Annotated in this window: 28 protein-coding genes; 11 read left to right on the top strand and 17 right to left on the bottom strand. The window is 72.3% G+C overall.

All coding sequences use genetic code 11. The features are described from left to right. Window positions 1-30 precede the first annotated feature (30 nt). Complete coding sequence (locus OG494_RS29630; protein ID WP_328444260.1) at window positions 31-1,026, bottom strand: YncE family protein; 996 nt, start codon at window positions 1,024-1,026, stop codon at window positions 31-33. A 103-nt stretch (window positions 1,027-1,129) separates the two neighbouring features. Between OG494_RS29630 and OG494_RS29635 the strand changes: the two genes are divergently transcribed. Next, on the top strand, window positions 1,130-2,047 hold the full coding sequence (locus OG494_RS29635) for a LysR family transcriptional regulator (protein WP_442874505.1): 918 nt from the start codon (window positions 1,130-1,132) through the stop codon (window positions 2,045-2,047). Window positions 2,048-2,054: 7 nt separating this feature from the next. Then, the gene (locus OG494_RS29640; RefSeq protein WP_328444264.1) at window positions 2,055-2,771 is read left to right on the top strand and encodes a hypothetical protein; all 717 of its coding nucleotides are present in this window, start codon (window positions 2,055-2,057) and stop codon (window positions 2,769-2,771) included. Between the two features lie 34 nt (window positions 2,772-2,805). Here the strand turns inward: OG494_RS29640 and OG494_RS29645 are convergent, their stop codons facing one another. The 4 genes from OG494_RS29645 to OG494_RS29660 form a co-directional block, all read right to left on the bottom strand. Further along, on the bottom strand, window positions 2,806-3,468 hold the full coding sequence (locus OG494_RS29645; RefSeq protein ID WP_328444266.1) for a polysaccharide deacetylase family protein: 663 nt from the start codon (window positions 3,466-3,468) through the stop codon (window positions 2,806-2,808). A gap of 2 nt (window positions 3,469-3,470) precedes the next feature. Further along, window positions 3,471-4,130 (bottom strand): glycoside hydrolase family 11 protein, encoded by a 660-nt coding sequence (locus OG494_RS29650; protein WP_328444268.1) that lies wholly within the window; start codon window positions 4,128-4,130, stop codon window positions 3,471-3,473. A gap of 213 nt (window positions 4,131-4,343) precedes the next feature. Further along, window positions 4,344-6,887: an ABC transporter permease gene (locus OG494_RS29655; protein ID WP_328459058.1), complete on the bottom strand. Its 2,544-nt coding sequence runs from the start codon at window positions 6,885-6,887 to the stop codon at window positions 4,344-4,346. Window positions 6,888-6,889: 2 nt separating this feature from the next. Then, a complete protein-coding gene (locus OG494_RS29660) occupies window positions 6,890-7,624 on the bottom strand; it encodes an ABC transporter ATP-binding protein (protein WP_328444270.1) in 735 nt (244 codons plus the stop codon). A gap of 133 nt (window positions 7,625-7,757) precedes the next feature. On the opposite strand from OG494_RS29660, the gene OG494_RS29665 reads away from it, so the two are divergent. From OG494_RS29665 to OG494_RS29675, 3 genes are all read left to right on the top strand, one after another. Next, window positions 7,758-8,960: a sensor histidine kinase gene (locus tag OG494_RS29665; protein ID WP_328444272.1), complete on the top strand. Its 1,203-nt coding sequence runs from the start codon at window positions 7,758-7,760 to the stop codon at window positions 8,958-8,960. Continuing rightward, window positions 8,948-9,598: a response regulator transcription factor gene (locus tag OG494_RS29670; protein ID WP_328444274.1), complete on the top strand. Its 651-nt coding sequence runs from the start codon at window positions 8,948-8,950 to the stop codon at window positions 9,596-9,598. Before OG494_RS29665 ends, OG494_RS29670 begins: the two co-directional genes overlap by 13 nt. 84 nt (window positions 9,599-9,682) lie before the next feature. Next, window positions 9,683-9,880 (top strand): hypothetical protein, encoded by a 198-nt coding sequence (locus tag OG494_RS29675; RefSeq protein WP_328444277.1) that lies wholly within the window; start codon window positions 9,683-9,685, stop codon window positions 9,878-9,880. On the opposite strand, the gene OG494_RS29680 is transcribed toward OG494_RS29675, so the two are convergent. Then, on the bottom strand, window positions 9,853-10,539 hold the full coding sequence (locus OG494_RS29680) for a TioE family transcriptional regulator (RefSeq protein WP_328444278.1): 687 nt from the start codon (window positions 10,537-10,539) through the stop codon (window positions 9,853-9,855). The genes OG494_RS29675 and OG494_RS29680 overlap by 28 nt on opposite strands. Window positions 10,540-10,610: 71 nt before the next feature. Here OG494_RS29680 and OG494_RS29685 point away from each other — a divergent pair, with 71 nt between their 5' ends. Beyond that, window positions 10,611-11,732 carry an erythromycin esterase family protein gene (locus OG494_RS29685; RefSeq protein WP_328444280.1) on the top strand — a complete coding sequence of 374 codons (1,122 nt, stop codon included), beginning with the start codon at window positions 10,611-10,613 and terminating at the stop codon, window positions 11,730-11,732. On the opposite strand, the gene OG494_RS29690 is transcribed toward OG494_RS29685, so the two are convergent. Next, a complete protein-coding gene (locus tag OG494_RS29690; protein ID WP_328444282.1) occupies window positions 11,663-12,784 on the bottom strand; it encodes a Cmx/CmrA family chloramphenicol efflux MFS transporter in 1,122 nt (373 codons plus the stop codon). The genes OG494_RS29685 and OG494_RS29690 overlap by 70 nt on opposite strands. Window positions 12,785-12,946: 162 nt before the next feature. Here OG494_RS29690 and OG494_RS29695 point away from each other — a divergent pair, with 162 nt between their 5' ends. Continuing rightward, the gene (locus tag OG494_RS29695) at window positions 12,947-13,384 is read left to right on the top strand and encodes a hypothetical protein (protein ID WP_328444284.1); all 438 of its coding nucleotides are present in this window, start codon (window positions 12,947-12,949) and stop codon (window positions 13,382-13,384) included. Here the strand turns inward: OG494_RS29695 and OG494_RS29700 are convergent, their stop codons facing one another. From OG494_RS29700 to OG494_RS29740, 9 genes are all read right to left on the bottom strand, one after another. After that, window positions 13,385-13,570: a GNAT family protein gene (locus OG494_RS29700; protein WP_328444286.1), complete on the bottom strand. Its 186-nt coding sequence runs from the start codon at window positions 13,568-13,570 to the stop codon at window positions 13,385-13,387. A 203-nt stretch (window positions 13,571-13,773) separates the two neighbouring features. Continuing rightward, window positions 13,774-14,715 carry a GlxA family transcriptional regulator gene (locus tag OG494_RS29705; protein WP_328444288.1) on the bottom strand — a complete coding sequence of 314 codons (942 nt, stop codon included), beginning with the start codon at window positions 14,713-14,715 and terminating at the stop codon, window positions 13,774-13,776. A gap of 21 nt (window positions 14,716-14,736) precedes the next feature. Continuing rightward, complete coding sequence (locus OG494_RS29710) at window positions 14,737-15,321, bottom strand: TetR/AcrR family transcriptional regulator (RefSeq protein WP_328444290.1); 585 nt, start codon at window positions 15,319-15,321, stop codon at window positions 14,737-14,739. 63 nt (window positions 15,322-15,384) lie between these two features. Beyond that, a complete protein-coding gene (locus OG494_RS29715; RefSeq protein WP_328444291.1) occupies window positions 15,385-16,698 on the bottom strand; it encodes an ABC transporter substrate-binding protein in 1,314 nt (437 codons plus the stop codon). Further along, a complete protein-coding gene (locus OG494_RS29720) occupies window positions 16,685-17,761 on the bottom strand; it encodes a branched-chain amino acid ABC transporter permease (protein ID WP_328444293.1) in 1,077 nt (358 codons plus the stop codon). The genes OG494_RS29715 and OG494_RS29720 overlap by 14 nt, the downstream gene beginning before the upstream one ends. Before the next feature lie 2 nt (window positions 17,762-17,763). Beyond that, window positions 17,764-18,615 (bottom strand): branched-chain amino acid ABC transporter permease, encoded by an 852-nt coding sequence (locus tag OG494_RS29725; protein WP_328444295.1) that lies wholly within the window; start codon window positions 18,613-18,615, stop codon window positions 17,764-17,766. A 37-nt stretch (window positions 18,616-18,652) separates the two neighbouring features. Continuing rightward, a complete protein-coding gene (locus OG494_RS29730; RefSeq protein WP_328444297.1) occupies window positions 18,653-19,360 on the bottom strand; it encodes an ABC transporter ATP-binding protein in 708 nt (235 codons plus the stop codon). Further along, entirely contained in the window at window positions 19,353-20,144 is a 792-nt protein-coding gene (locus OG494_RS29735) for an ABC transporter ATP-binding protein (protein WP_328444299.1), read from the bottom strand. The genes OG494_RS29730 and OG494_RS29735 overlap by 8 nt, the downstream gene beginning before the upstream one ends. 234 nt (window positions 20,145-20,378) lie before the next feature. Further along, window positions 20,379-21,359: an ABC transporter substrate-binding protein gene (locus tag OG494_RS29740; protein WP_328444301.1), complete on the bottom strand. Its 981-nt coding sequence runs from the start codon at window positions 21,357-21,359 to the stop codon at window positions 20,379-20,381. Between the two features lie 69 nt (window positions 21,360-21,428). Between OG494_RS29740 and OG494_RS29745 the strand changes: the two genes are divergently transcribed. Next, window positions 21,429-21,629 carry a hypothetical protein gene (locus OG494_RS29745; RefSeq protein WP_328444302.1) on the top strand — a complete coding sequence of 67 codons (201 nt, stop codon included), beginning with the start codon at window positions 21,429-21,431 and terminating at the stop codon, window positions 21,627-21,629. Here OG494_RS29745 and OG494_RS29750 read toward each other — a convergent pair. Then, window positions 21,619-21,750 carry a hypothetical protein gene (locus OG494_RS29750; RefSeq protein ID WP_328444304.1) on the bottom strand — a complete coding sequence of 44 codons (132 nt, stop codon included), beginning with the start codon at window positions 21,748-21,750 and terminating at the stop codon, window positions 21,619-21,621. The two genes, OG494_RS29745 and OG494_RS29750, sit on opposite strands and share 11 nt — an antisense overlap. Before the next feature lie 163 nt (window positions 21,751-21,913). On the opposite strand from OG494_RS29750, the gene OG494_RS29755 reads away from it, so the two are divergent. Genes OG494_RS29755 through OG494_RS29765 form a run of 3 tightly spaced genes read left to right on the top strand, consistent with a single transcriptional unit; the run spans window position 21,914 to window position 23,799 of the window. After that, a complete protein-coding gene (locus OG494_RS29755) occupies window positions 21,914-22,252 on the top strand; it encodes a YciI family protein (RefSeq protein ID WP_442874294.1) in 339 nt (112 codons plus the stop codon). Window positions 22,253-22,255: 3 nt separating this feature from the next. Beyond that, entirely contained in the window at window positions 22,256-22,570 is a 315-nt protein-coding gene (locus OG494_RS29760) for a YciI family protein (RefSeq protein WP_328444306.1), read from the top strand. Next, window positions 22,567-23,799, top strand: coding sequence for an RNA polymerase sigma factor (locus tag OG494_RS29765; RefSeq protein WP_328444308.1), 1,233 nt, complete (start codon window positions 22,567-22,569; stop codon window positions 23,797-23,799). The genes OG494_RS29760 and OG494_RS29765 overlap by 4 nt, the downstream gene beginning before the upstream one ends. Window positions 23,800-23,808 lie beyond the last annotated feature (9 nt).

Below are 23,808 nucleotides of genomic sequence, written 5' to 3' on the forward strand. Positions count from 1 at the left end.
CTGCCTCATGCGCCCCGCCGGTTCCAGCCCTCAGCCGGCCGGGATGTAGGCGAGGCCGTGCGCGCCCGGCTCGCCGGCGCGCGGCACGGCGAGCGTGCCGACGACGGTGGGCGCCGCGGGATCCGCCAGGTCGACCACGGTGACCGTGGAACCGACCACCGCCGAGACGTACGCGCGGTCGCCGTCGGGGGACGACGTCAGCGTCAGCGGCATCGTGCCGACCTCCGCCGTCCCGACCAGCTCCAGCGCCTCGGGCGACGCTCCCTTCCAGACGGACAGGCGGCCGTCCGGGCGGTGCTGCTCGCCGGCCAGCAGCAGGCCGGTGGCCGTCCAGTGCACCGGGATGACGGCGTGGGCGGCGGGCAGGGTCCGCACGATCTTTCCGCTGCGGGTGTCGATCAGCGCCACGCCGGGCTCGGCGTCCCGCACGGCCACCGCGACGGTCGCGCCGTCCGGGCTGACCGCGATGCCCTCGCTGCCGGCCACGGCGATCTTGTCGAGCAGCTCACCGGTGGCCAGTTCGACGACGGTGACGTACGGCGCTTCCTTGTTCGCCGCGTACCCGCGCACGCCGTCCGGGTCGATGACGAACCAGTGCGGGCCGGGCGCGAGGGTGTCGATGCGGCGCAGCACGCGGCGCGTGGTCGTGTCCAGGACGACGACCCCGCCGGGGCCGGCCGGACCGGCTTCGACGCTGACGTAGAGGAGCCGCCGGGCCGGGTCGAGGGCCAGGCCGTGCGGCCCGTGCTCGGGTGACAGGTCGAGCACCTCGACGATCTCGCCGGCGTCCGGGTCGATGACGGTGAGCAGGTGGTTGTGGCCGTCGTGGGCGCCGTAGTAGCCGCGGACGTAGGCGCTGGTGCAGTAGAGCAGCCGGTGTTCGGCGTCGAAACACAGCTCGTGCGGCTCGGCCGGCACGGTCAGGACGGCGCCGGCCTCGTGGGTGACGGCGTCGAACAGGGTGACGGTGGGGCCGCTCTGGCTGACGACCGCGAGCCGGTCGCCGGGGCGGGGGTAAGTGGACATCGGGATCTCCTTCGTTCGTTCTGGTCCCACCTTGCGTCGCGCGGCGGTATTGCCACAATGGGAAAGTCGGCACGGGATAGTTGCTCAGATCGGAACGGTGCTGGTGAACGTCGATGCGAACCTGCTGGTGGCGCTGGACGCGTTGCTGGCCGAACACAGCGTCACGCGCGCTGCGGAGCGGCTGCGCACGTCCCCGGCGGCGATGAGCCGCACCCTCGCCCGGCTGCGGCGGCTGCTGGGCGACCCGCTGCTGGTGCGCGCCGGGCAGGCGATGGTGCCCACACCCCGCGCGGAGGCGATGCGCGACGAGGTCGCGGCGGTCGTGCGCCGCTGCGGAGCGCTGCTCTCCCCCGGCGCGGACGTCGACCCGCTCACGCTGCAACGGACGTTCACCCTCCAGGCGGCCGACCTCATCGCCGCGGCCCTGGCCCCGGGGCTGCTGGACCTCGCGGCGACGGAAGCGCCCGGGGTGTCGGTGCGGTTCCGCGCCGAGGAGCTGGAGGGCGGCCCGGCGCTGCGCGACGGCCAGGTCGACCTGGAGGTCGGCGCCCTCGACCACGCCGACCCGGAAACCCGCACCGAGCCGCTGGTCACGCTGCGCATGGCGGCCGGAGTCCGCGCGGGCCACCCGCTGACCGAAGGCCTGCTCACCCCGGCCCGCTTCGCGGCGGCGTCGCACGTGGTGGTGAGCCGCCGAGGCCGCTTCACCGGCCCGGCGGACGCCGCCCTCGCGGAGGCCGGCCTGCGGCGCCGGGTGGTGGCGGCACTGCCCAGTCACCTGGCGGCGATGACGCTGGCGGCGCGGACGGACCTGGTGTGCCTGGTGCCGGGCGGAGTCGGCCCCACGACGGAGGCGGCTCGCGCGCTGGGGTTGCGGCTGCTGGAGGTGCCGTTGCCGTTGCCGCCGGTGGTGATCGGGATGGCTTGGCACCCCCGGAATTCCGCGGATGGCGGGCACTGCTGGCTGCGTTCGGCCGTGCGACGGGTGCTTGGTGAGGGACTGCCGCTCCCACCGGGATAATCGCCGGGTGCCCGACGCCGAGGTAGCCGATCAGACGACCGCGCCGTCGTGGCCGCGTCAGCGCTGGTGGCGCATCGCGCTGGTCGTCGCCGCGATCGGCGTCGCCGCTTTCTCGTGGGAGCAGCCCGTTGTGGCCCTCTTCGGCCTTCTCCCCACCCTCGTGTGGTGCGTCCTGGCGAAGTCACCGCGGACCGGAATGATCGTCGGACTGGTGCTCCTGGTCCTGCTGGCGTGGTTCGTCGTGCCGCGGGCCCTCGACCTGACCGGGCGGTGGGTGCCGGCGTCGATCGAGGTCTACTGGTTCCACACCACCCTCGCGGCCGTCGTCTGCGCCGTCGGGATGCTCGCCGGGCGGCAGCGACCCAGCGAACTGCTGCCGACCATGGTGGTCATCGGGTTCGTGGCGGCCGGCGGCATCCTCTTCCTGCACAAGGACGCACCGCCCGGAGACGAAGGCGTTGCGCCAGGGCCGTCGCGGCTGACGGTCGTGCGGACCGTCGCCTGTGGGTCCGGCGGGTGCTGGGGTCTCTTGGAAGCCACCGGCGACCGCGCGACCGAGGTGATGCGCGACTACCTCGTGCCGCACGGTTACACGCCGGCGAGCGAGATCGACGGGGTGCCCCGGCTCTGCCGGCGCACGGGTGTGCTCGTCACGCACGAGGTGTGCGCGGAACTGCGGACCCTTTCGGCGACGGCCGTCCGGGTCGAGTGGTACGTGAACTGACGGCGCGGCGGCGTCGGACCGCCGCGCCGCCGGGTCAGGCCGGGGCCACCGCGCGGCCGGTCTGCGGGGAGATCATCCCCGCGCACAGGCCGCGGGCGGCCAGGCCCTGCGCGATGCGCGGGATCGCCGCCCGGGTGTTGGCCGGCCACTCGTGCATCAGGATGATCTGGCCGTTCTGGAGCCGGGCGTTGGCCGCGACGATCGCGTCCGTGCTCGCGCCGTTCCAGTCCTGCGAATCGACGTCCCAGATGATCTGGGTGAGGCCGTACTTCGCTTCGACCATCCGGAGTGTGGTGTTGGTTTCGCCGTAGGGCGGCCGGAACAGCCGCGGGGTGCCGCCGCCCGCGTTCGCGATCGCCTGCTGCGTCCGGGAGACCTCCGAGTCCATTTGGGACTGACTCTGCTGGATCAGGTGCGGGTGGGTGTAGCTGTGGTTGCCGACCCACATCCCGGCACTCACCTCCGCCCGCACCTGGGCCGGGTACGCGGCGGCGTACTGGCCTTCGTTGAACATCGTCGCCCGCAACCCGTTCTGCCGCAACGCGTTGAGCAGCGCCGGAGTGTTGGCGTTGGACGGGCCGTCGTCGAAGGTGAGCCCGACGTACCCGGAACAGGCGGCCGCTCGAGCCGGCCCTCCGACGGCGATCGCGCTCGCCGCGGCCACGACCGCGACCGCGGCCAGCAAGGATTTCCGCATGATCAGCCCACCGTCAGGTTCGAGTTGCCGCTGCTCTGGTAACCCTCGGTCGCGAGGATCATGTAGTAGCTGAAGTTGCCGAGACGCATGCCGTAGCGCGCCCACGCGTCGAAGTGGTTGCCGGTGGTGATGGTGCCCCCGGTCCGCTTCTGCTGCCGGACGCTCCAGTACTGGTTGAACGTCTTGGTACCTTCGACCGACGGCGCGTTGTACCGCGTGGTCTGGTAGACGTCGTAGGTGCCGCCGTCGCTGGTGACGGTGCCCTTGTAGGTCCCGGTCGGCCGGTAGGTGCCCCAGTTGTCGACGATGTAGTACTCGACGAGCGGGTTCGACGTCCAGCCGTAGAGCGCGAGATAACCGTTGCCGGAGGGGTTGAAGCTCCCGGAATAGGCGACGTTCCGGCGGCTCCCGTTGCTCCACCCCTTGCCGGCGACGAAGTTCCCGGTGTTGCTCCAGGAGGTGCGGTAGTTGCCACCGGAGCCGAGCGTCATCGAAACGGAGCCACCGCCGTCGGTCCAGAAGGAGTAATAGTAGCCGTTGCTGGTCCCGGTCCGATTGGTCGTGATGACGGTGTCGGCGTGGGCGACACCCGGCGTGAGCGCCGCGAGCACCGCGACGGCGACCCCGCTGACAAGCACCTTGACGCGACTCTTCCTGCGCATGCTTCCTCCTCGCTGAGGATGGTCCGGTGCGGGAAGTATTGGTCCGATTTCGCCGAAGTGTCAACGATTCTCGAAACCTTTCGACATGCTTTTCGGAGCCGAAAGTTTCGGTCGCCACCGAACCGCGAGGCATCCCCTGCGCATCCAGTTCCGTGAAGGCCTCCTTGAGGGACTCAGAGTCCCTCAAGGAGGCCTTCACGGACTTGCCGGTGACTACTCGCGCAGGCCGATGGCGTCGATCGGGCGGGCTCGCAGCGCCACCCGGGTTGCCAGGCCCATCGACAGCAGGCCCAGCAGTACCGCGCCCGCGATGATTCCGATGTAGACCGTCGGCGAGCCGGACGGGATCACCGTCCCCCGCAGGCCCATGTTCAGCAACGCCAGCGGCAGCAACGGAACCAGTGTCCCGGCGACCACCGCGACCCCGACCGTCGCCAGCGCCTCCAGGCGCATCATCCGGATCACCTGGCCACGTGTCGTGCCCACCAGGCGCATCAGCGCGAACTCGCGGCCGCGCTGGGCGGTGCTCATGACCAGGGTGTTGGCCACCGAAATCGCCACGTAGCCGATCAGCACGCCGACCGCCACCAGGTTCAGGTAGAACTGCGCCTGCCGTTCGCCGCCGGTTTCCGGGGACGTCGAGGCGAAACCCAGGCCCGGGTAGCGGCCGGCGACCGAGAGCAGGCCGGCGGACACCGCGGCCGGGTCGGCCGTGAGCGAACGGCGGACCAGGACCGAGTCGTCCAGCTGGTCGCTCGTGTGGGCGCGGGCCAGCGAGGCCGGCAGCACGAAGTCGCCGAACGCCAGGTCGTGTGTGTAGGTCGCGACCAGGCGCAGTGCGGCCGGAACGCCGTCGCCGTAGTAGAAGTCGACTTCGTCGCCGATCTTCTTGCCCAGCCAGCTGGCCTCCGACTCGCTCAGCGCCACCGTGTTCCCGGTGAGGTCCGTCAGGCGGCCGGCCGAGACGCCCAGGTCGAGGGTCGCGCCGGCCTGGTCGCCCAGCAGACCTTGCGCCGGCAGGCGCTGGACGTCCATGTCCTCGCCCGTGGGCGTCGCGACGATCACCTGCGTGCGCACCACCGGGGTCGCCGCCGCCACGCCTGGGACGCGCCGGACCGCCTCCGCGACCTCCGGGGAGACGCCGCCCGCCGGGCTGGTGAGGACGTAGTCCGCCGTGGTGGACCGCGCCGTCTGCTGCTCGGCCGCCGCCGAGGCCGACGTCTGGCTGTAGAACATCGACAGCGCGAACGCGACCGCCAGCATCAGCGGGGTCACCGCCGCCGCCAGCCTGCGCGTGTTGGCCTGGCTGTTCGCCGCGGCCAGGTAGCCGCTGATCCGCGACACCCGCGACAGCACCGGCGCGAGCACCCGCACCATCAGCCCGACCACCCGCGGACCCACGACCGCCAGCCCGATGACCGCCACGAGCGTCGCCATCGACGACGCCGCCGTGCCCGCCTCACCGTGCACGAACAGCGGGACCGCCGCGCCGCCGAGACCGATCAGCACCAGCGCCCAGCCCGTGACGAGCCGGACCTTGCCGAGTTCGCGCCGCTCCACCGCGGCTTCGCCCAGCGCCTCGACCGGCTTGATCGTCGACGGCCGCCGCGACGCCGTCCAGGCGGCCAGCCGCGCCGCGCCCAGGCCGAGGAGCACCGCGGCCACCAGCGGGAGCGGGCCGATCGCCAGGCCGAAGTCCGCCGGGATGACGCCGATCGCGGCGAACGCGTCGCGCATGCCGGAGGCCACCGCCAGCCCCAGCACGCTGCCGAGCACGCCGGCGACCAGCGCGATGAGCGTCGTCTCGACGCCGATGAGCTTGCGGATCTGCTTCGGCGTCGCCGCGACGGCGCGCAGCAATGCGAACTCGCGCCGCCGCTGGTTGATCGTGAGCGCCAGGGTGCTCGCCACCACGAAGACCGCGACCATCAGCGCGAACCCGCCGAACGAGCCGGCGATCGCGAGCAGCAGTGTGCGGGTCTGGCTGACGTCGAGGAACTCGACGGTGCTGCGCTCGACGCCGCTGGTCACCTCGACCGGCGCCCCGGCCGTCGCGGCCCGCACCCGGTCGGCCAATGCGTCCGGGGCCACGCCCGGCTCGGCCAGGACGCCGATCGCGTTCACCTGGCCGGGCCGGTCGGCCAGGCGGGCGGCCTGGGTCGCCGTGAAGAACAGCGCCGACTGCCGCGACAGGCTGGCCGCGGTGGCGATGCCGGACACGCGGTAGGGCACCGGCGCCGACCGGGTCATGACGCGCACCTGGTCGCCGACGACGACTCCGGCGCGCTGGGCCAGGTCGGCGTCGAGGACGACCTCGCCGTCGGTCGCCGGCGCCCGGCCGGCGCTCAAGGTGAAGGGCGCGAGGACCGCCGCGTCCCAGTTGTGCCCCAGCGACGGGACACCGGTCACCACCTGCCCGTCGCGGGTCACCACCTGCGCCGCGAAGCTCTGCTCCGCCACCGCGGCGCGCACGCCGGGCACCGTGGCGAGCCGGCCGGCCAGGTCCGCGGGCACGGTGGCCTGCTCGGCGACCTGCTCCGACGACAGCGCGTCGGCGCCCGGCGGCCGGACCGACTGGGTGCCGCCGACGACGACGGCCGCGTCCGCGTACCGCTGGGTCGGCACGCCGGCGCGCAGGCCGGACTCCATGAGGATCCCGCACGCGGCCACCAGGGCCGCGCCGCACAGGATCGCGACGAACGCGCCGGCGAAGCCGCCGATGCGCGTCCGGATCGTCTGCAGGGCCAGGGTCAGCACGGTCACCACTCCCCGAGGTGCGTCATGCGCTCCGCGACCCGCTCGGGCGTGGGCTGCGTGAGGTGGCCGGCGAGCTTGCCGTCGGCGAGGAAGAGCACACCGTGCGCGGCCGAGGCCGCGACCGGGTCGTGCGTGACCATCAGGACGGTCTGGCCCATGCCTTCGACGACGGCGCGGAGCAGGTCGAGCACCTGCCGTCCGGTGCGGGTGTCGAGCGCGCCGGTCGGCTCGTCGGCCAGCACGACTTCGGGCCGGCTGACGAGCGCCCGCGCGATCGCGACGCGCTGCTGCTGCCCGCCGGACAGCTCGGCCGGCCGGGCCTCCAGCTTCTTCGCGATGCCGACGCCTTCGACGATTTCCCGCAGCCAGTGCGGATCCGGCTTGCGGCCGGCCAGCCGCGTCGGCAGCGTGATGTTCTGCAGCACGTTCAGCGACGGCAGCAGGTTGTAGGCCTGGAAGACGAACCCGATCCGGCTGCGCCGCAGCTGCGTGAGCGCGGTTTCCTTCAGCTTGCCGATCTCGGTGTCGCCCAGCAGCACCCGGCCCGACGTCGGCCGGTCGAGGCCGGCCGCGCAGTGCAGGAACGTGCTCTTGCCCGAGCCGGACGGCCCCATCACGGCGGTGAACGTCCCTCGCGGCACTCCCACCGATACGCCGTCGAGCGCGGTGACGGCACCGTCACCGCGGCCGTACACCTTCCGCACCTCGGCCAGCTCCAGCGCATACCCTGTGGTCATCACGATCCCTTTCGTTCTGTACCAACAAAACTAGGATCGCGGTGGCGTCCGATCGATCCTGCGGAGAGGTGGATCGGGGGTAGCGCCAGCACCACCACGCCGGTGGGGTGCGCCCTGGTGGGAGACTTGCCCGGTGACGACCCGCGTGCGCGCCTGCTGGTCGGCGGTGCGCTACCTGCTGGTCGGGGCGGCGACGTCGATGTTGTCGATCTTCGCCCTCCTCGGGCTGTTCGTCGTGCTCGTGCTGTGCCCGTTCGGCATCGGCATCCCGTCGGTGGCGCCCGCGATCCGGTTGTCGCGCAAGGTGGTCGCGTTCGACCGCCGCCGCGCCGCCCGGGCGCTCGGCGAGCCGATCCCCGAGCCCTACCGCGACGGCAACCCGCTGACCGACCCGGCGACCCGCCGCGACGTCGCGTGGCTGGCGCTTCACGCGGCCACCGGGCTGGTCCTCGGCGCGCTGGCCTTCGGCCTGCCGATCGGCGCGGTCCAGCAGGTCGTCACGGCGTTCGTCTGGCCGGCGGTGCCCGGCGGGATCGAGGCGTCGATGGGGATCGTCGTGCACTCGTGGCCGACCGCCGGGCTCGCTGTCCTCAGCGGGATCGCGATGGCCGCGGTGACGCTGCTGCTCGCGCCACCGGTCGCGCGCTGGCAGGCGCGCACCGCGCGGTCTCTGCTCAAGCCCGGGCCGGGCGTCGTGCTCGCGGACCGCGTCGCCGAACTGACGGCGACCCGTGCGGCCGCGCTGGAGGCGCACGGGGCGGAGCTGCGCCGCATCGAGCGTGACCTGCACGACGGGACGCAGGCGCGGATCGCCGCCGTCGTGCTGCAGCTGGGCATCGCCGGGCAGCTGTACGAGCGTGACCCGGAAACCGTGCGGGACCTGCTGGTCAAGGCGCAGGACACGGCGACCGACGCGCTGGCCGAGCTGCGGACGGTCGTGCGCAGCATCTACCCGCCGCTGCTGAGCGAACGCGGGCTGGCCGGCGCCGTGCGCGCCCTGGGCGAACGCAGCCCGGTGCCGGTCGCGCTCACCGTCGAGAACGACGCCGGGCGCCCCGCCGCGGTCGAGGCGGCCGCGTACTTCGTCGTGGCCGAGGCGCTGGCCAACGTGACCAAGCACGCCGACGCGTCGAAGATCGAGATCACCCTCGGCGGCACCGCGGGCCTGCTGAGCATCGACATCCGCGACGACGGCCGCGGCGGCGCCGAAGAGGCCGCCGGCAGCGGGCTCGCCGGGATCCGGCGGCGCGCCGAGGCCTTCGACGGGACCCTCACCCTGACCAGCCCACCCGGTGGGCCGACCGAGCTGCGAGTGGAGCTGCCATGCGGGTCGTGATCGCCGAGGACGACGCCCTGTTGCGCGAAGGGCTGTCGCTGCTGCTGAAGACGTCGGGCATCGAGGTGGCCGCGACGTTCGACAACGCCGAGGACTTCCTCACCTTCGTCGAGCAGGACCGGCCCGACGCCGTCGTGATGGACGTGCGCATGCCGCCGACGCACCGCGACGAGGGGTTGCGCGCCGCCGTCCGGGCCCGCGAGATCCACCCGGGCCTGCCGGTGCTGGTGCTCTCGGCGCACGTCGAGACGAGCTACGCGGTCGAGCTGCTGGCCGACGGCGTCGGCGGGGTCGGCTACCTGCTCAAGGAGCGCGTCGGCAAGGTCGAGCGGTTCCTCGACGCGCTGCAGCGCGTCGCGAAGGGCGGCACGGCGATGGACCCCGAGGTGATCGGCCAGCTGATGGCCCGCAGCCGCGCGAAGGATCCCCTGGACGCGCTCACCGCGCGCGAGCGCGAGGTGCTCGCGCTGATGGCCGAGGGCTACAACAACGGCACCATCGCCGAGCTGCTCGTCGTCAGCGACGGCGCGGTGCTCAAGCACATCCGCAACATCTTCCAGAAGCTCGACCTGCCCTCGGACGAGGGTGGTCACCGGCGCGTGCTGGCCGTGCTCGCCTACCTCGGCCGGGACAGCTGACACGCACCGGTAGTGCTGGCGCTACCCCGATTCCGGGTGCGCGGGCCAGTGAATCGCGCCGCGGCCGCTTCTAACGTTCCGGTCATGGAAAACAACACCATCGCCTCCGCCCGCACCTTCGCCCCGGCCCTCTGGCTGGTCCTCGCCGTCAGCGCCGGAACCAACGCCGTCGGTTCCGTGACGGGACTGGATTTCACCCTCCGCATGATCGCCGGCTCGGTCGCCCTGGTCTGCACCGTCCTGCTGATCACCCACTACGTGCGCCGCCGCAAGGCCAGGTAGTCGCCGAGCCGGGCCGACGCGTCGAGCATGGCGAGGCCTTGGGCCGTCACCCTCGCCTGCCAGCCGGCCAAGGCGCGGGACAGCTCCTCGGTACCGCCGGCCGTCCGGATCTGCTCGACCACCGTGGCGATGTGCTCCAGCGGGTAGCCGCCGCGGCGCAGGAGGTGGGCGAGTTCGGCGTCGCGGACGTCCTCCGCGCGGTAGACGCGGTAGCCCGCGGCGTCGCGCGAGGGCGTCAGGATGCCGGCCTCCTCCCAGTTCCGCAGGGTCGCCGGCGTGACGTGCAGCCGGTGCGCCAGTTCGCCGATCGTCCGGACGCCCGGGTCCGGCGCGGGTTCCGCCGTCAGGTCACCCGCGGCGCGGCGCACCGAATCGAGGGTCTCGCGGTCGCGCAGCAGCCGGCCGTGGCCGCGGTCGATGACCAGGAGCGCGTCGTCGAGGTGGTCGTCGTGGATCGCGAGCATCACGCGACCGGCCGTCGGGTGGCCGTATCCCCGGATCAGGGCGAGGTAGGCGCGCAGCGCGGCCGCGTGCGTCCCGGTGTAGATCCGGTAGCCGCTCGGGGTGCGGTCCGCGGGCGGGAGGAAGCCGTCCGCCTCGTAGTTGCGGACGGCCTGGCTCGAGAGCCTGTGCTCCCGGGCGAGGTCGGCGGGTCTCATCGGGTTGAGACTTTACCGTGCTCGGCTTGGACGAAGTCTCAACGGTTCTTTCAACGATACGCTTGAGCCTCATGAGTCAGGACATCCGAGACTTCGCCCCCGCGTCGTGCACCCTGCTGGGTTACGGCGAGCCGTCGCACCAGGAACCGGCGTTTCCCTTGCGGCGCAACGCACTCTTCGCCCAGCTGGCCGAGCACGGCTTCCGCTCGATCGCCCTCGAGACCGACCGGGTGGCCGCGCTGGCCGTGGACCGCTTCGTCCGCGACGGCGTCGGCACCCTCGACACCGCGATGAAGGAAGGCTTCTCGCACAGCTTCGGCGAGCTGGACGCCAACCGCCGCCTGGTCGCCTGGATGCGGGACCACAACGAGCACCTCCCGGCCGAGGAACGCCTGGCGTTCCACGGTTTCGACGCCTCCACCGAGATGATGAGCGCGCCCAGCCCGCGGCACTACCTCGAGCACGCCCGCGACTACCTGGGCCTCGACGTCGACGTCGCGAGCCTCGCCGGGGACGACGAGCGGTGGAGCCGCACGGAAGCCGTGATGGACGCGGCGGCCTCCCCCGGCGCCACGCCGGAGGCCGACACCCTGCGTGCGCTCGCCGACGACCTGCTGACCACGCTCTACAGCCGCGCGCCGGAGCGGATCGCGGCGACCTCGCACGCGGAGTGGGTCCGCGTCCGGACTCATCTGAGCGCCGGGCTGGGTCTGCTGCGCTACCACAAGCAGGCGGCGATCGACGGCGCCGAACGGTATTCGCGCCTCAGCGGCACCCGGGACGCGATCATGGCGCAGAATCTCCTCGACATCCGCGACCTCGAGGCCCAGCGGGGCCCGACGATGGTGTTCGCCCACAACAGCCACTTGCAACGCGGCACGAGCACCTGGAACTCGGCGGTGGCGAACCTCGTGTGGTCCGGCGCCGGCGCCATCGTGGGGTCGCTGCTGGGCGAGCGGTACGTCTTCGTCGCCGGGAGCGTCGGGCGCAGCGACGCGCTCCGGCTCGGGGAGCCCGAGCCGGAGACCTACGAGGCGTCGCTGCAGGACCGCGTCGACGGCTGGGGCCTGGTGCGCGCGGTCGAGCCCGGCCGCACGCGCACGGACGCCATCCCGGAGACGGGTTACTTCCCGCTCACCTCCGAGGTCCTCGACGGCGCCGACGCGGTCCTGCACATCAACGCGACCACCTGAGCCAGCGCGATCAGCACGACGGCCGTCCAGACCGGCGCCGCCACCGCCCCGAGCACCGGGCCGGCGGCGGCGCCGACGTTCAGCGCCGCCGTCGCGTACGAGCCCGCCATCGTCGGCGCGCCCGAGGCCAGCCGCAGGATCCGCGCGATCACCGTGCTCCCGACGGCGAACGACAATGCGCCCTGCGTGAACGCCAGGACGGGCAGCGCGCCCGGGACCAGCGCCAGCACGACCCAGCCCGCGAGCAGCAGGAACCCGCCGATCGCGACGACCCGGCCGGGCCACCGGTCGGCGAGCCGGCCCGCCGCCGTCACGCCGGCGAAGCAGCCGGCGCCGAAGATCGCGAGGACCAGCGGCACCGGCGCGATCCCGGTGGCCAGCGGCGCCAGGGCGGTGAAGACGCCGAACGTGGCCGCGTTGACCAGGGCGCCCAGCAAGAGCGTCCCGGCGAGCGCCGGTCGTCGCAGCTCGGCGAGTTCCGCACGCAGCCCGGACGGCTTCGCGGTCGCCGGGGTGTCGGGGATCCGCGCGACCCCCGCGACCGCGGGCGCGCACAGCAGCGCGACCGCCCAGAACGCCGCGCGCCAGCCGAACACGGCGCTCAGCAGCGCGCCGCCGGGAATGCCGGCGACGCAGGCGAGCGTCGTGCCGCCGAGCAGCACCGCCAGGGCCCGGCCCGTCCGGTCCGGCGGCACCAGTCCCGCGGCCGCGGTGAGGGCGACGGCGAGAAAGCCCGCGTAAGCCACCGCGGCCATCGCGCGCGTCACGAGCAGGACGGCGAACGATCCCGTGAGGCCGCCGACGACGTGCGCCGCGACGAACACCGCCAGGAACCCCAGCAACGCCGTACGACGCCGCCAGGAACGGGCCACGGCGGCCATCAACGGCGCGCCGACGACCAGGCCGACGGCGAACGCGGACGTCAGGAATCCGGCCTGCGCCGGGGAAATCCCCAGCGCGCCGGCGATGTCGGGCACCAGCCCGGCGAGCATGAACTCGGACGTGCCCATGGCGAACACGGCCAGGGCGAGGAAGTAGACCGGAAAGGGCACAACAGGCTCCAGGGATCACGAGATCGGCAGACGACTTCGTGGTCACCCGGGGACCCGGGCACGCGGGCGGTGAAGGAGCGGGCTACCGGGCTGCCGGGGCGACCGACAGCCCGGTCCTGGACGCTTCGGGGCTCGACACGCGTCCGACGATACCGTGGCCCCATGTTCGAGCAGGAAGTCGCACGCCTGGACGCCGTCCTGGAGCCGATCGCGAACGCCCCGTACGACGGGGAGCCGTTCGAGGTGGTCCTTCCGCCCGGCGCGCGGGAAGTTCTGCGCGCCCTGCTGGACCACTACGCGACCGGCGGCGACGACGCACGGGCCGCCGTCCGGGCGTTGTTCGAGCGGTACCCGTCGTTCCGCTGGGCGGTGTCCCTGCCCGACGCGGACTTCCGCACCCGGCTGCTGCACTTCTCGGCCTGCGACCAGGGCGCCGACCCGCGGGACGAACTCCTGGCGCTCAACGCCCTCTGCGCCGCGGCCCTCGCCGACGGTGTCGACGTCCGGCCGGTGCTGCGGGAGGTCGCGGCACTGTCGAGCCCGGTGGACAAGTACGGCATGGGCTCGACCCGGGACTTCCTCTTGCGCAGAGCGGACTAGCTACGACCACGTCGTGGCGCAGAGCGGCATGGCGCGCCGGATACCGCCGATTTCCCGGTGGCCGCGCAACAGTCCCTCGCGGAGGTAGCCCGCGTTTTCCGCCGCCCGCACCGAACCGGGGTGCCACGGCTCGACGTACAGCCCGATCCGGTGCAACGCCACGATGGCCCAGCCGAACGCGGTCACGGCTTCGATCGCGCTGCCGCACCCGGTGGAGCGCCTGCTCGGGCGTCGGGTCCGCGAGGATGCTGCCGACGAGCGGGAGATACGGGTCCCCGCCCAGCTCGGCCGCGAGGCGCGCGCCGACGGCGGGTGGTCTGCCGCGGCTCGTCGTGAGTGGTTAGGGCGGTTAGAACCGCCCTAACCACTCACGACCGGCCACGGGAGCCTCAGCCGGCGCGGAAACTTGCCCGGTAGGCGTGCGGGCTCGTTCCGACGACCCGTTTGAACCGCTCCCGGAACGCCGTCGGTGACCCGAACCCGACCTCGCCCGCGATCCGGTCCACCGCGTACCCCGTCGCCTCCAGCAGGTACTGGGCCCGCCGGACCCGCACCCGCAGCAGCCACTGCAGCGGCGTCGTCCCCAGCTGCTCGCGGAAGCGGCGGTTGAGCGTGCGGGTGCTCATCCCGGCGTACGCGGCGGCGTCCTCGAGGGAGATCTCCTTCGCGCAGTTCTCCTCCAGCCAGGTCAGCACCGGCTCCAGCGCCGAGCCGCGCGGGGCCGGCGGCTGGTCGTGGACGATGAACTGGGCCTGGCCGCCCTCGCGTTCCAGCGGCATGACCGACAGCCGGGCCGCGTCGGCCGCCACCGCCGAGCCGTGGTCGCGGCGGATCAGGTGCAGGCAGAGGTCGAGGCCGGCCGCCGCGCCCGCCGAGGTCAGGAACCGGCCGTTGTCGACGTAGAGGACGTCCGGGTCGACGTCGATCGCCGGGTGCCGCCGGGCCAGTTCCGCCGCGCCGGCCCAGTGCGTGGTCGCGCGGAGGCCGTCGAGCAGCCCGGTCTCGGCCAGGATGAACGCGCCCGAGCAGATCGACGCGATCCGCGCGCCCCTCGCGGCGGCCCGCCGCAGCGCGTCGAGCACGTCGAGAGGCACCGGCGGGTTCGCGTCGCGGCCCGGCACGATGACCGTGTCCGCGTCGTCGAGCCCGTCGAGGCCGAACGGCGGCCGCAGCGTGAACGCGCCGGCGTCGACCTCGGGGCTCGCGCCGCAGATCCGGACCTCGTACGCCGGCCGCCCGCTCGGCAGCGTCGTCCGCGAGAACACCTCGATCGGCGTGGCCAGGTCGAAGGGGACGACCCGGTCCGGCGCGAGGACGGCCACGATGTGCATGCCGTCCACGATAGGCCCGGCCTACCCGGCCGCCGGCGGCTCCGGGCGGAGGCTGCGCAGCATGAGGTTGGCGAAGTGCTCCCCCACCTGCTCGCCGGACAGCGCGCCGTCGGCGTGGTACCACATGTGGAGCCGGTGGATCGCGCCGTAGTGGTAGTTGATCACCAGGTCGGCGGGGACGTCGGCGCGGAAGACGCCCGACCGCTGGCCTTCCTCGACGAGGTCGCGCACCCGCTCGTGGTAACTCCGGCGTTCGGCACGCACCTGGACCTGTTTGGACTTTTCGAGCAGCGGGAACGACTGGAAGAACACGGTCGCCGCGTCGAGGTCCGCAATGGACGTCACCACGACATCGGCGATGATGGCGTGCAACCGTTCCGGCAGCGGCATGTCCGACTCGGCGATGGTGCGCATCCGCTGGGTCTGCATCCGCAGCATCGCGGTGTAGATCTCCAGGAGCAGGTCCTCCTTGGACTCGAAGTAGTGGTACAGGCCACCTTTGGTGACCCCGGCCGTCTCGACGATCTCGCGGACCGTCGTGGCCCCGAACCCCTTCTCGGCGAACAAGCGCACCGCGGCCCGCACGACCTTTTCCCTGACCGCCATGTCTTCACCTTAAGCGAGGGGGTGGGCCGGCTCGCGCGGCGCCGCGAACCGGCCCACGTCTCCTCACTTCCCCAGCAGGTTCACCTGGTCGGGGGTGGCGCGTTCGCCGCTGTACGGCGTGATCGCGCCGGTGCCCCGGTCGGTGACGGCCGGTTGCTGGATCACCGTCGTGGTCGTGTCCGGGTTGATCTTGAACACGTAACCGCCGGTGTAACCCGAGTGCGAGTCCTTCGAGAATCCGAACGGCGTCAGGCCCGGTCCTTTGAGGGAACCGGAACTCATGGCTTCGACGATCTTCTGCCGCGTCGGGTCGGGCCCGGAGGCCTTGAGCGCCTGCGCGAACGTGTAGGCCAGCACCATGCCGTAGAACAGCGTGTTGGTGAGCTGCTCCTTGGGGATGTACTTGTCGTGGATGCCCTTGAAGTAGGCGACCCACGGGTCGGACGTCTGCGCGACGTCGGGCAGGTAACCGGTGCCGATCAGCCCGTTGAGCAGCTGCGCGCTCGACACGCTCGCGCCGCCGCGCTTGGCGAAGTCCTGCAGCAGCCCGGAAAGCGTCGCCGGGTCGGCGCCGATGCTGCTGACGACGAACTGCGGCTTGTAGCCGATCTTCGCCGCGGCCAGGATGGACAGCGCGGTGAACGCCGGGATGCACTCGCACACGACGACCTCCGCGCCGGCCGCTTTGAGCGCGGACAGCTGGGGCGTGACGTCGGTGTTGGCACTGTCGTAACCCTGCTTGGCGACCGTCTGGTCCTTGATGAACTGGTCGAGGCCGGCCTGGGTGTCGCGGCCGACGTCGTCGTTCTGGGTGAAGTAGCCGACCTTCTTGCCCGCGAAGGTGTCCTTGATGTACTTGCCCTGGATCTTGCCCTCCCGGGTGTAGTCCAGTTGGTACCCGAAGGTCATCGGCGCCTTCTGCGGGTTGTCCCAGGCGAGCGCGCCCGACGACACCAGCAGGTCCGGCACGCCTTCGGTGTTCAGGTAGTCGACCACTTTGGAGTGCGTCGGCGTGCCGAGCCCGCCGACGATCGCGAACACCTTGTCCTGCAGCACGAGCTTCTTGACGACCTCGACGGTCTTCGTCGGGTTGTAACCGTCGTCCTCGACCTTGTAGTCGATCTTGCGGCCGTTGATCCCGCCGCCGTCGTTGATCGACTGGAACACCGCGCGGGCGCCGACGGAGATCTTGCTGTAGCCCGGCGCGGCCGGCCCGGTGAGCGGCTGGTGGGTGCCGATCACCACCGAGTCCTTGGTGACGCCGACCGCCGAATCCGCGGCCTGCGTGCCACTGGTGTCGGACTCCCCCGCACCGCCGCACGCGCTGAGCGCGAGCGCCAACACCGCGATTCCCGCGACGGTTCTAGTGGTTCTCATGGTTCTCCTTCTTTTCGGCGGTGCGACGGAGAAGCCCGCGAAGCCGTTGGAAACCGCCCTGGATGCCGCGCGGGAAAGCGAGCACGACGACGATGAGGATCACGCCGTACACCGCGAGCGGGAGGTTGTTGGCCACGTCGGTGTTCAGGTGGAGCGCGTCGGCGAGGTCTTCGGACCACGCCTGGAAGTAGACGAGCGCGATCGCGCCCCACAGCGCGCCCCAGAGCGACCCGAGCCCGCCGAGGACCACCGCGGCCAGCAGGCTCAGTGACAGCGCGGGCGTGAACGAGCCGGGCGCGGCCGTGCCGAGCAGGTACGCCTGCAGGCCACCGGCGAGACCGCCGCAGACCGCGCTGACGAGGAACGCCAGGATCTTCGTGCGTCCGACGTGGATCCCGCTCAGCGCGGCGGCGACCTCGTCGTCGCGGACGGCGCGGAAGGTCCGGCCGAGCTTGCCGCGCACGATGTTGACCACGAACACCAGCGCGACGAGCACGCTGAGCCAGACGATCCAGGTCTGCCAGCGCAATTCCGGGACGACGCCGGCCAGGCCGGCCGGTCTGCTGTGGACGGTGAAGCTCAACCCGTTGCTGCCGCCCAGGAAGTCCTGGAACCGGCGGGTCAGCGCGGGCAGGCCGACGGCCAGCGCGAGCGTCGCCCCGGCGAGGTACGGCCCGCGCAGCCGGGCCGCGGCGGCCCCGGCCAGCAAGCCGCCGAGACCGCCGGCGGCCGCGGCGAGCAGCAGGTCGGCCCACAGCGGGAACGCCGGGACCCGGCGCACCAGCAGCGCCACGGTGTACGCGCCGATGAACATGAACGCGCCGTGCCCCAGGGAAACCTGGCCGGTGAGGCCGGTCAGCAGGGTCAGGCCGGCCACCGCGATCAGGTAGTAGCCGACGGTCGCGATCCGCAGGTTGGTGAACTCGTCGGTGACCAGGGTGAGCACCACGATGACGGCCAGCGCGCCCAGCGCGGCCAGGATGTGCAGGACCAATGGGGGCAGCCGGCGGTTGCCCGGCCGGGCCGGGGAGCCGGCCGGTGCCTCCGGAAGACTCGTGCGCACGCTCACACCCGCCTCGCCTTCGCGCGGCCGAACAGCCCGGCCGGTCGCAACGTCAGCACGATCACCAGGATCACCAGCGCGGCGATCGTCACCGTCTCCGGTCCGAAGTAGCCGGACACATAGGACAGTCCGACGCCGAGCACGAACCCGCCGGCGATGGTGCCCAGCGGGTTGTCGAGCCCGCCGAGCACGGCCGCGGTGAGCGCGTAGACGAAGACGCCGTCCAGCACGTTCGGGAAGAGGAACGGCGGGGTGGCCAGCAATCCGGCCAGCGAGCCGACGGCCGCGGCCATCCCCCAGCCGACGGTGAGCATCAGCCCGACCCGCACGCCGAGGGTGCGCGCGACGTCCGGGGCGAACGCGGCCGCCCGCATCCGCAGGCCGAGCGGGGTGTACTTGAACACCACCAGCACGAGCGCCGCGATCGCGAGCACCACCAGCACCACGAACAGGTCGTTGGCGGAGAACCGGCCGACGAAGTCGAAGGCGTACGGGTAGGCCAGCGGCTCGTTGGACCAGATCATCCCGGCGACCGCCTGCAGCACCAGCAGCAACCCGAGGGTGACGATGATCGAGCTCAGTTCGGAGCGGTGGCGCAGCGGCCGGATCAGCAGCCGTTCGGTCACGACGCCCAGCAGCGTCCCGGCCACGATCGCGACGGCGAAGCCGAGCCAGTAGCTGCCCGTCCCCTTGGTCACCGAGTACGCGAGGTAGGTCGAGATGAGGGCGAGCGCGGGCTGCGCGAAGTTCACCACCCGGGTGGCCCGGTAGATGATGACCAGCGCGAGCCCGAGGGCCGCGTAGACCGCACCGGCGGAGATCCCGCCGAGGGTCAGGTCGAGGAATTCCTGCATACCGGACCGTTCACCTCCCGTTTGATGGTCAGCAGCGTCAGAAGCCGAGATAGGCGTGGCGGAGGCCGTCGTCGGCCAGCAGTTCCGCCGCGGTGTCGACCGCCACCACGCTGCCGAGCGCGAGGACGTACCCGTTGTCCGCGATGGACAGCGCGCTGTGGGCGTTCTGCTCGACGAGCACCACGGTGAGTCCGGTCGAGGCCCGCAGGTCGCGCAGGATCCGCATGATCCGCGCGGTGATCAACGGCGCGAGACCGAGGGAGGGTTCGTCCAGCAGCAGCAGTTCGGGCCGGCTCATCAGGGCCCGGCCGATGGCCAGCATCTGCCGCTCGCCCCCGGAGAGCGTCGCGGCGAGTTTGGCCGAACGTTCTTCCAGCGGCGGGAAAAGCTCGTACACCTCACGCTTGGCGGCCGCGCGGTCGGCGCGGTCACGCCGCCACAGCGCGCCGAGGCGGAGGTTCTCTTCGACGGTCAGCTCGGTGATCACGCCGCCGCCTTCGGGCACGTGCGCGACCCCGCCGCGGGCGATCCGGTCCGGCGCCCGGCCACGCAGTTCCGTGCCGTCCCAGGTGATCCGGCCTTCGCGGGCCGGCTGCAGGCCGCTGATCGTGCGCAGCAAGGTGGTCTTGCCCGCGCCGTTCGCGCCGAGCACGGCGGTGATGCCGCCGCGATCGACGGTCAGGCTGACGCCGTCGAGCGCCCGGACGGCGCCGTAGGCCACGGAAAGGCCGTCGATCTCAAGCACCGGGTGCCTCCTCGGCGGGGTCACCGAGGTAGGCCTCGGCCACGCGGGGGTCGGCCTGGATCTCGGCCGGGCTGCCCGCGGCGATCACCTCGCCGAAGTTCAGCACCACGACGCGGTCGCAGACCTGCATCACCAGGTCCATGTGGTGCTCGACCAGCACGACCGCCATGTGCCGCCGCAGCGACAGGATCAACGTCGAGAGCTCGACCAGCTCGGCGGCCGAGAGCCCGCTCGCGGGTTCGTCGAGCAGCAGCAGGTCCGGTTCCGCGACCAGCGCGCGGGCCAGCGCGACGCGTTTCCGGACGCCGTAGGGCAGCACGCCGGGCAGCCGGTCGGCGAGCTCGGCGATCCCCAGCTCGCCGAGGGTCGCACGGGCGCGCTCGGTGAGGTCGGCCTCGTCGCGGGCCGAGCGGCCGGCACCGGCGAGCGCCGGGAGCACCCCGGTGCGAGCGTGCCGGCCCGCGCCGGCCAGCACGTTCTCCAGCACGGTCAGCCCGGCGAACAGGCCGAGGCCCTGCAGCGTCCGGACGATGCCGAGCCCGGCGAGGTGTTCGGGGCGGTGCCGGATCAGCGGCGTCCCCCGCCAGAGGACGCGCCCGGACTGGGGGCGGACGAAGCCGCAGATGACGTTGAAGAGCGTCGTCTTGCCGGCACCGTTGGGCCCGATGACGCCGACGACGGTGCCTTCGTCGACGCTCAGCCGGACGTCGCGCAGCGCGGTGAGACCACCGAACCGCACGGTCAGGCCGTCGACCACGAGCAGGCCCTCGCCGGGAAGTGTCATCGATGACCCCTCTAGTTCTCACCATGTGGACCAGTCCGTACCGCGCGGTCGGTATGAAGAGGGTGGAGCGCGGCGCGGGCCGTGTCAAGGTGCGAACCGGCAACTTCCGGATCTTCCGGGCCGGTCCGAAAATTTCGCGAAGGACGGCCGCGAGGGGAAGAGCCGACGTCCGCAAAACGACCGAAGGCGGGTGCGCAGAGTGCGCACCCGCCTTCGGTCGTGGAATTACCCGGATCAGCCGGTACCGGACTGCGGCGCGATCATCTCCGAAGCGTCGACCTTCGTCTGGATGATGCCCAGCTGCTGGAGCAGGTCCGGGACGCGCTGGATGCGGCGGGCGTCCAGCGTCGAGCCGAACGTGGGCATCACCATCAGGCTCGCGATGTCCTGGTCCACCTTGGCGTTGCGCACGACCAGCGGCTCGATCCGGCCGCGGTCCACCGAGTCGCGGGTGGCCTTGAGCATCGCGCGCTGGAACGCCGCCATCGTCCGGGGGTGGTCCTGGACCCATTTGCCGGTGGCGCCGAACCCGGTCAGCGGGAACGACTGGGTGCTCCCGCTGGCGGCGTCGACGACCGGGTACGCGCCGGCGAGCTTGGCGGCCTGGGTGAGGAACGGCTCCGGCTGGTACGCGGCGTCGACCTTGCCCTGGGCCAGCGCGGCGCCCATTTCCGGCAGCGGCATCGGGACCCACTGCACCTTGGCGAAATCGATGCCGTGGTCCCGCATCACCGACCGGGTCAGGATGTCGGAGGCGGCGTTTTTCGAGCTGATCGCGATCCGCCGGCCCGCCAGGTCGCCCACGGTCTTCACCGGCGAGTTCGGCACGGTGACGACCTCGTTGCTGAGCGGGCTCGCCGACGTCGCGTCGGCCACCAGCTGGACGTCGGCGGTTCCGCTGTTCTTGGCCAGGAAGAACAGGGTGTACGTGGACAACGCGATGTCGTCCTGGCCCTTCGCCATGCGGTTCAGCGACTCCTGCCCGCTGGTCGCGACGTCGGTCTGCACGTCGAGGCCCTCGGCCTTGAAGTAGCCGCCTTGCTGGGCCAGCCACAACGTCGCGAGGTCGACGGCGGTGAAGATGGCGACCCGGATGGCCGGCTTCTCGACATTGCCACCCGCGGAACCACTTCCACCGGCCTGGTTGCAGCCGGCCAGCAAGAGCCCGGCGGAAAAGAGCGCGGCGAATCGCCGCAGCGAGGCGCGTCGGAACATGACACTCCCGGAAAACACTGGACAGATCAAGGAAACCGGCCGGTATGGCCGAGATCTGCCGGACTGTAGATGACGCTTTCCATCGCCGCAAATGTGTTGCCGAGAAAAGAGAACACGTTATTTCCGGAAAAGGATCACCGAACTTCATCCCAGGTGGAGCGCGCCAGCAACCCACCATTGCGCGGCCTCGGAAATGAGCAACGGCAAATTGCAGAAAGGATTTTCCCGGCACCGTCGGTCCCGGTGCGCGGGTGCTCGGTCAGCGGCTGACCCGCGACCGGCGCAGGCGGCGCGTCCACCGGGCGACCAGCCGGCCGAGGCGCTCCTCGGCCCGGCGGCGGTCCCGCTCGCTCTGGCAGGTGACGGTCCACAGCTGACTGACCGGGATCATGACGGCTCCTCTGGCTCGGGGTTTCGCCCCGACGACGCCGCCGGTCCCCGGGATCGACCGGCCCCGGGGAAAACTTTCCGGGTTTCTCCCGGGGCCCTGTCGATTCCGGGCCGCGGCCGCGTCGGGTGGGTGAGAAGCTGCACCGGACGATCAGGAGGAGCCCTTGCGGTACATGCTGATGATCTGCGACGACGGCGCGGAGCTGTTCAGCCCGCCCGAGATCGACGCCCAGCCGGAGTTCGTCGCCTGGCTGCGGGACGTCGAAGCCCGCGGCGCGAGCCACGCCGGGACGCTGCTGCGGCCGCCCGCCGAAGCCGTCACCGTGCGGGTGCGGGACGGGCGGCGGCTGACGTCGGACGGCCCGTTCGCCGAGACGAAGGAATGGGTCGCCGGCTGCGAGGTCGTCGAGTGCGCGGACCTCGACGAGGCCATCGCGATCGCGTCCGCGCACCCGTCCGCCGGGCGGTTTCCCATCGAGATCCGGCCGTTCTGGGAGGACTGAGTCATGAAGTTCCTGATGTGGGTGTGCGTGGACCCCGAACTCGTCGGCACGGCGGAAGACAAGCCGGACGACTGGGTCGCCGTGGCCGGCGCGCGCCGGCTCGAAGGCCACCAGCTGCGGCCGGTCAGCGACGCGACGACGCTGTGGCCGCGCGACGGCGGCACGTTCGTCTCGGACGGCCCGTTCGCCGAGACGAAGGAGCAGATCGCCGGGTACGACATCCTCGACTGCGCCGACCTGGCCGAGGCGATCGACGTCGCCGCGGCGCACCCGGTCGCGAAGTTCGGCGCGATCGAGCTGCGGCCCGTGTGGGAGTGACCGAGCCGGTCTCCGCAGCCGTCGACGAGGCCTTCCGCACCGAGTGGGGCCGCGTCGTCGCCACCCTGATCCGGGTCACCGGCGACTGGGACCTGGCCGAGGAGTGCGCCCAGGAGGCGTTCGCCAAGGCGCTGGCCACCTGGCCCCGGGACGGCGTTCCGCGCCGCCCCGGGGCGTGGCTGACGACGACCGCCCGCAACCGGGCCCTGGACAAGCTGCGGCGCGGCACCGCCGAGGCGAACCGGCTGCGCGAGCTGGCCGTCACGGCACCCGCCGACGACGCGGCACCGGAATCCGACGACGTCCCGGACGACCGGCTGCGGCTGATGTTCACCTGCTGCCACCCGGCCCTGCCGCTGGAAGCGCAGGTGGCGCTGACGCTGCGGACGCTCGCCGGGCTGACGACGCCGGAGATCGCCCGCGCGTTCCTGGTGCCCGAGGCGACGATGGCGCAGCGGATCGTGCGGGCCAAGCGCAAGATCCGCAATGCCCGCATCCCCTACCGCGTCCCGCCCGCCGAGCTGCTGCCCGAGCGGACGTCGGGGGTGCTCGGCGTGCTCTACCTGCTGTTCAACGAGGGCTACTCGGCCAGCGCGGGCGCCGACCTGGTCCGCCAGGCCCTGACGGCCGAGGCGATCCGGCTCGCCCGCGTCGTCGCCGGTCTGCTGCCGGACGCGCCGGAGACCGGCGGCCTGCTGGCCCTGATGCTGTTCCACGACGCCCGCCGCGCGACCCGCACCGACGACGACGGTGACCTGATCACCCTGGCCGACCAGGACCGCACCCGCTGGGACCGCGCGCTGATCGACGAGGGCGTCACTGTCCTGGACGAGGCGCTGACGCTCGGCCGGCCGGGCCCGTACCAGCTCCAGGCGGCGATCGCGGCGTGCCACGCGACGGCGGCGCGCGCCGAGGACACCGACTGGGCGCGCATCGCCCGGCTGTACGAGCTGGTCGCGCGGCTGAACCCGTCCCCGGTGGTCGAGCTGAACCGGGCGGTCGCGGTGGCCATGGCCGACGGCCCGTCGGCGGGCCTGGCCCTGGTCGACGCGCTCGCGGACGGCGGCCACCTGGCCGGCTACCACCTGCTCCCGGCGACGCGGGCGGACTTCCTGCGTCGCCTCGGCAGGGGCGAAGCGGCGGCGACGGCGTACCGGGAGGCGCTGGAGCTGGCACCGACCGACGCGGAACGCCGTTATCTGGCCCGGCGCATCGCCGAACTCCAGTAACAAACCACC

It is taken from the genome of Amycolatopsis sp. NBC_00438, assembly GCF_036026695.1.
Classification (GTDB): Bacteria; Actinomycetota; Actinomycetes; order Mycobacteriales; family Pseudonocardiaceae; genus Amycolatopsis.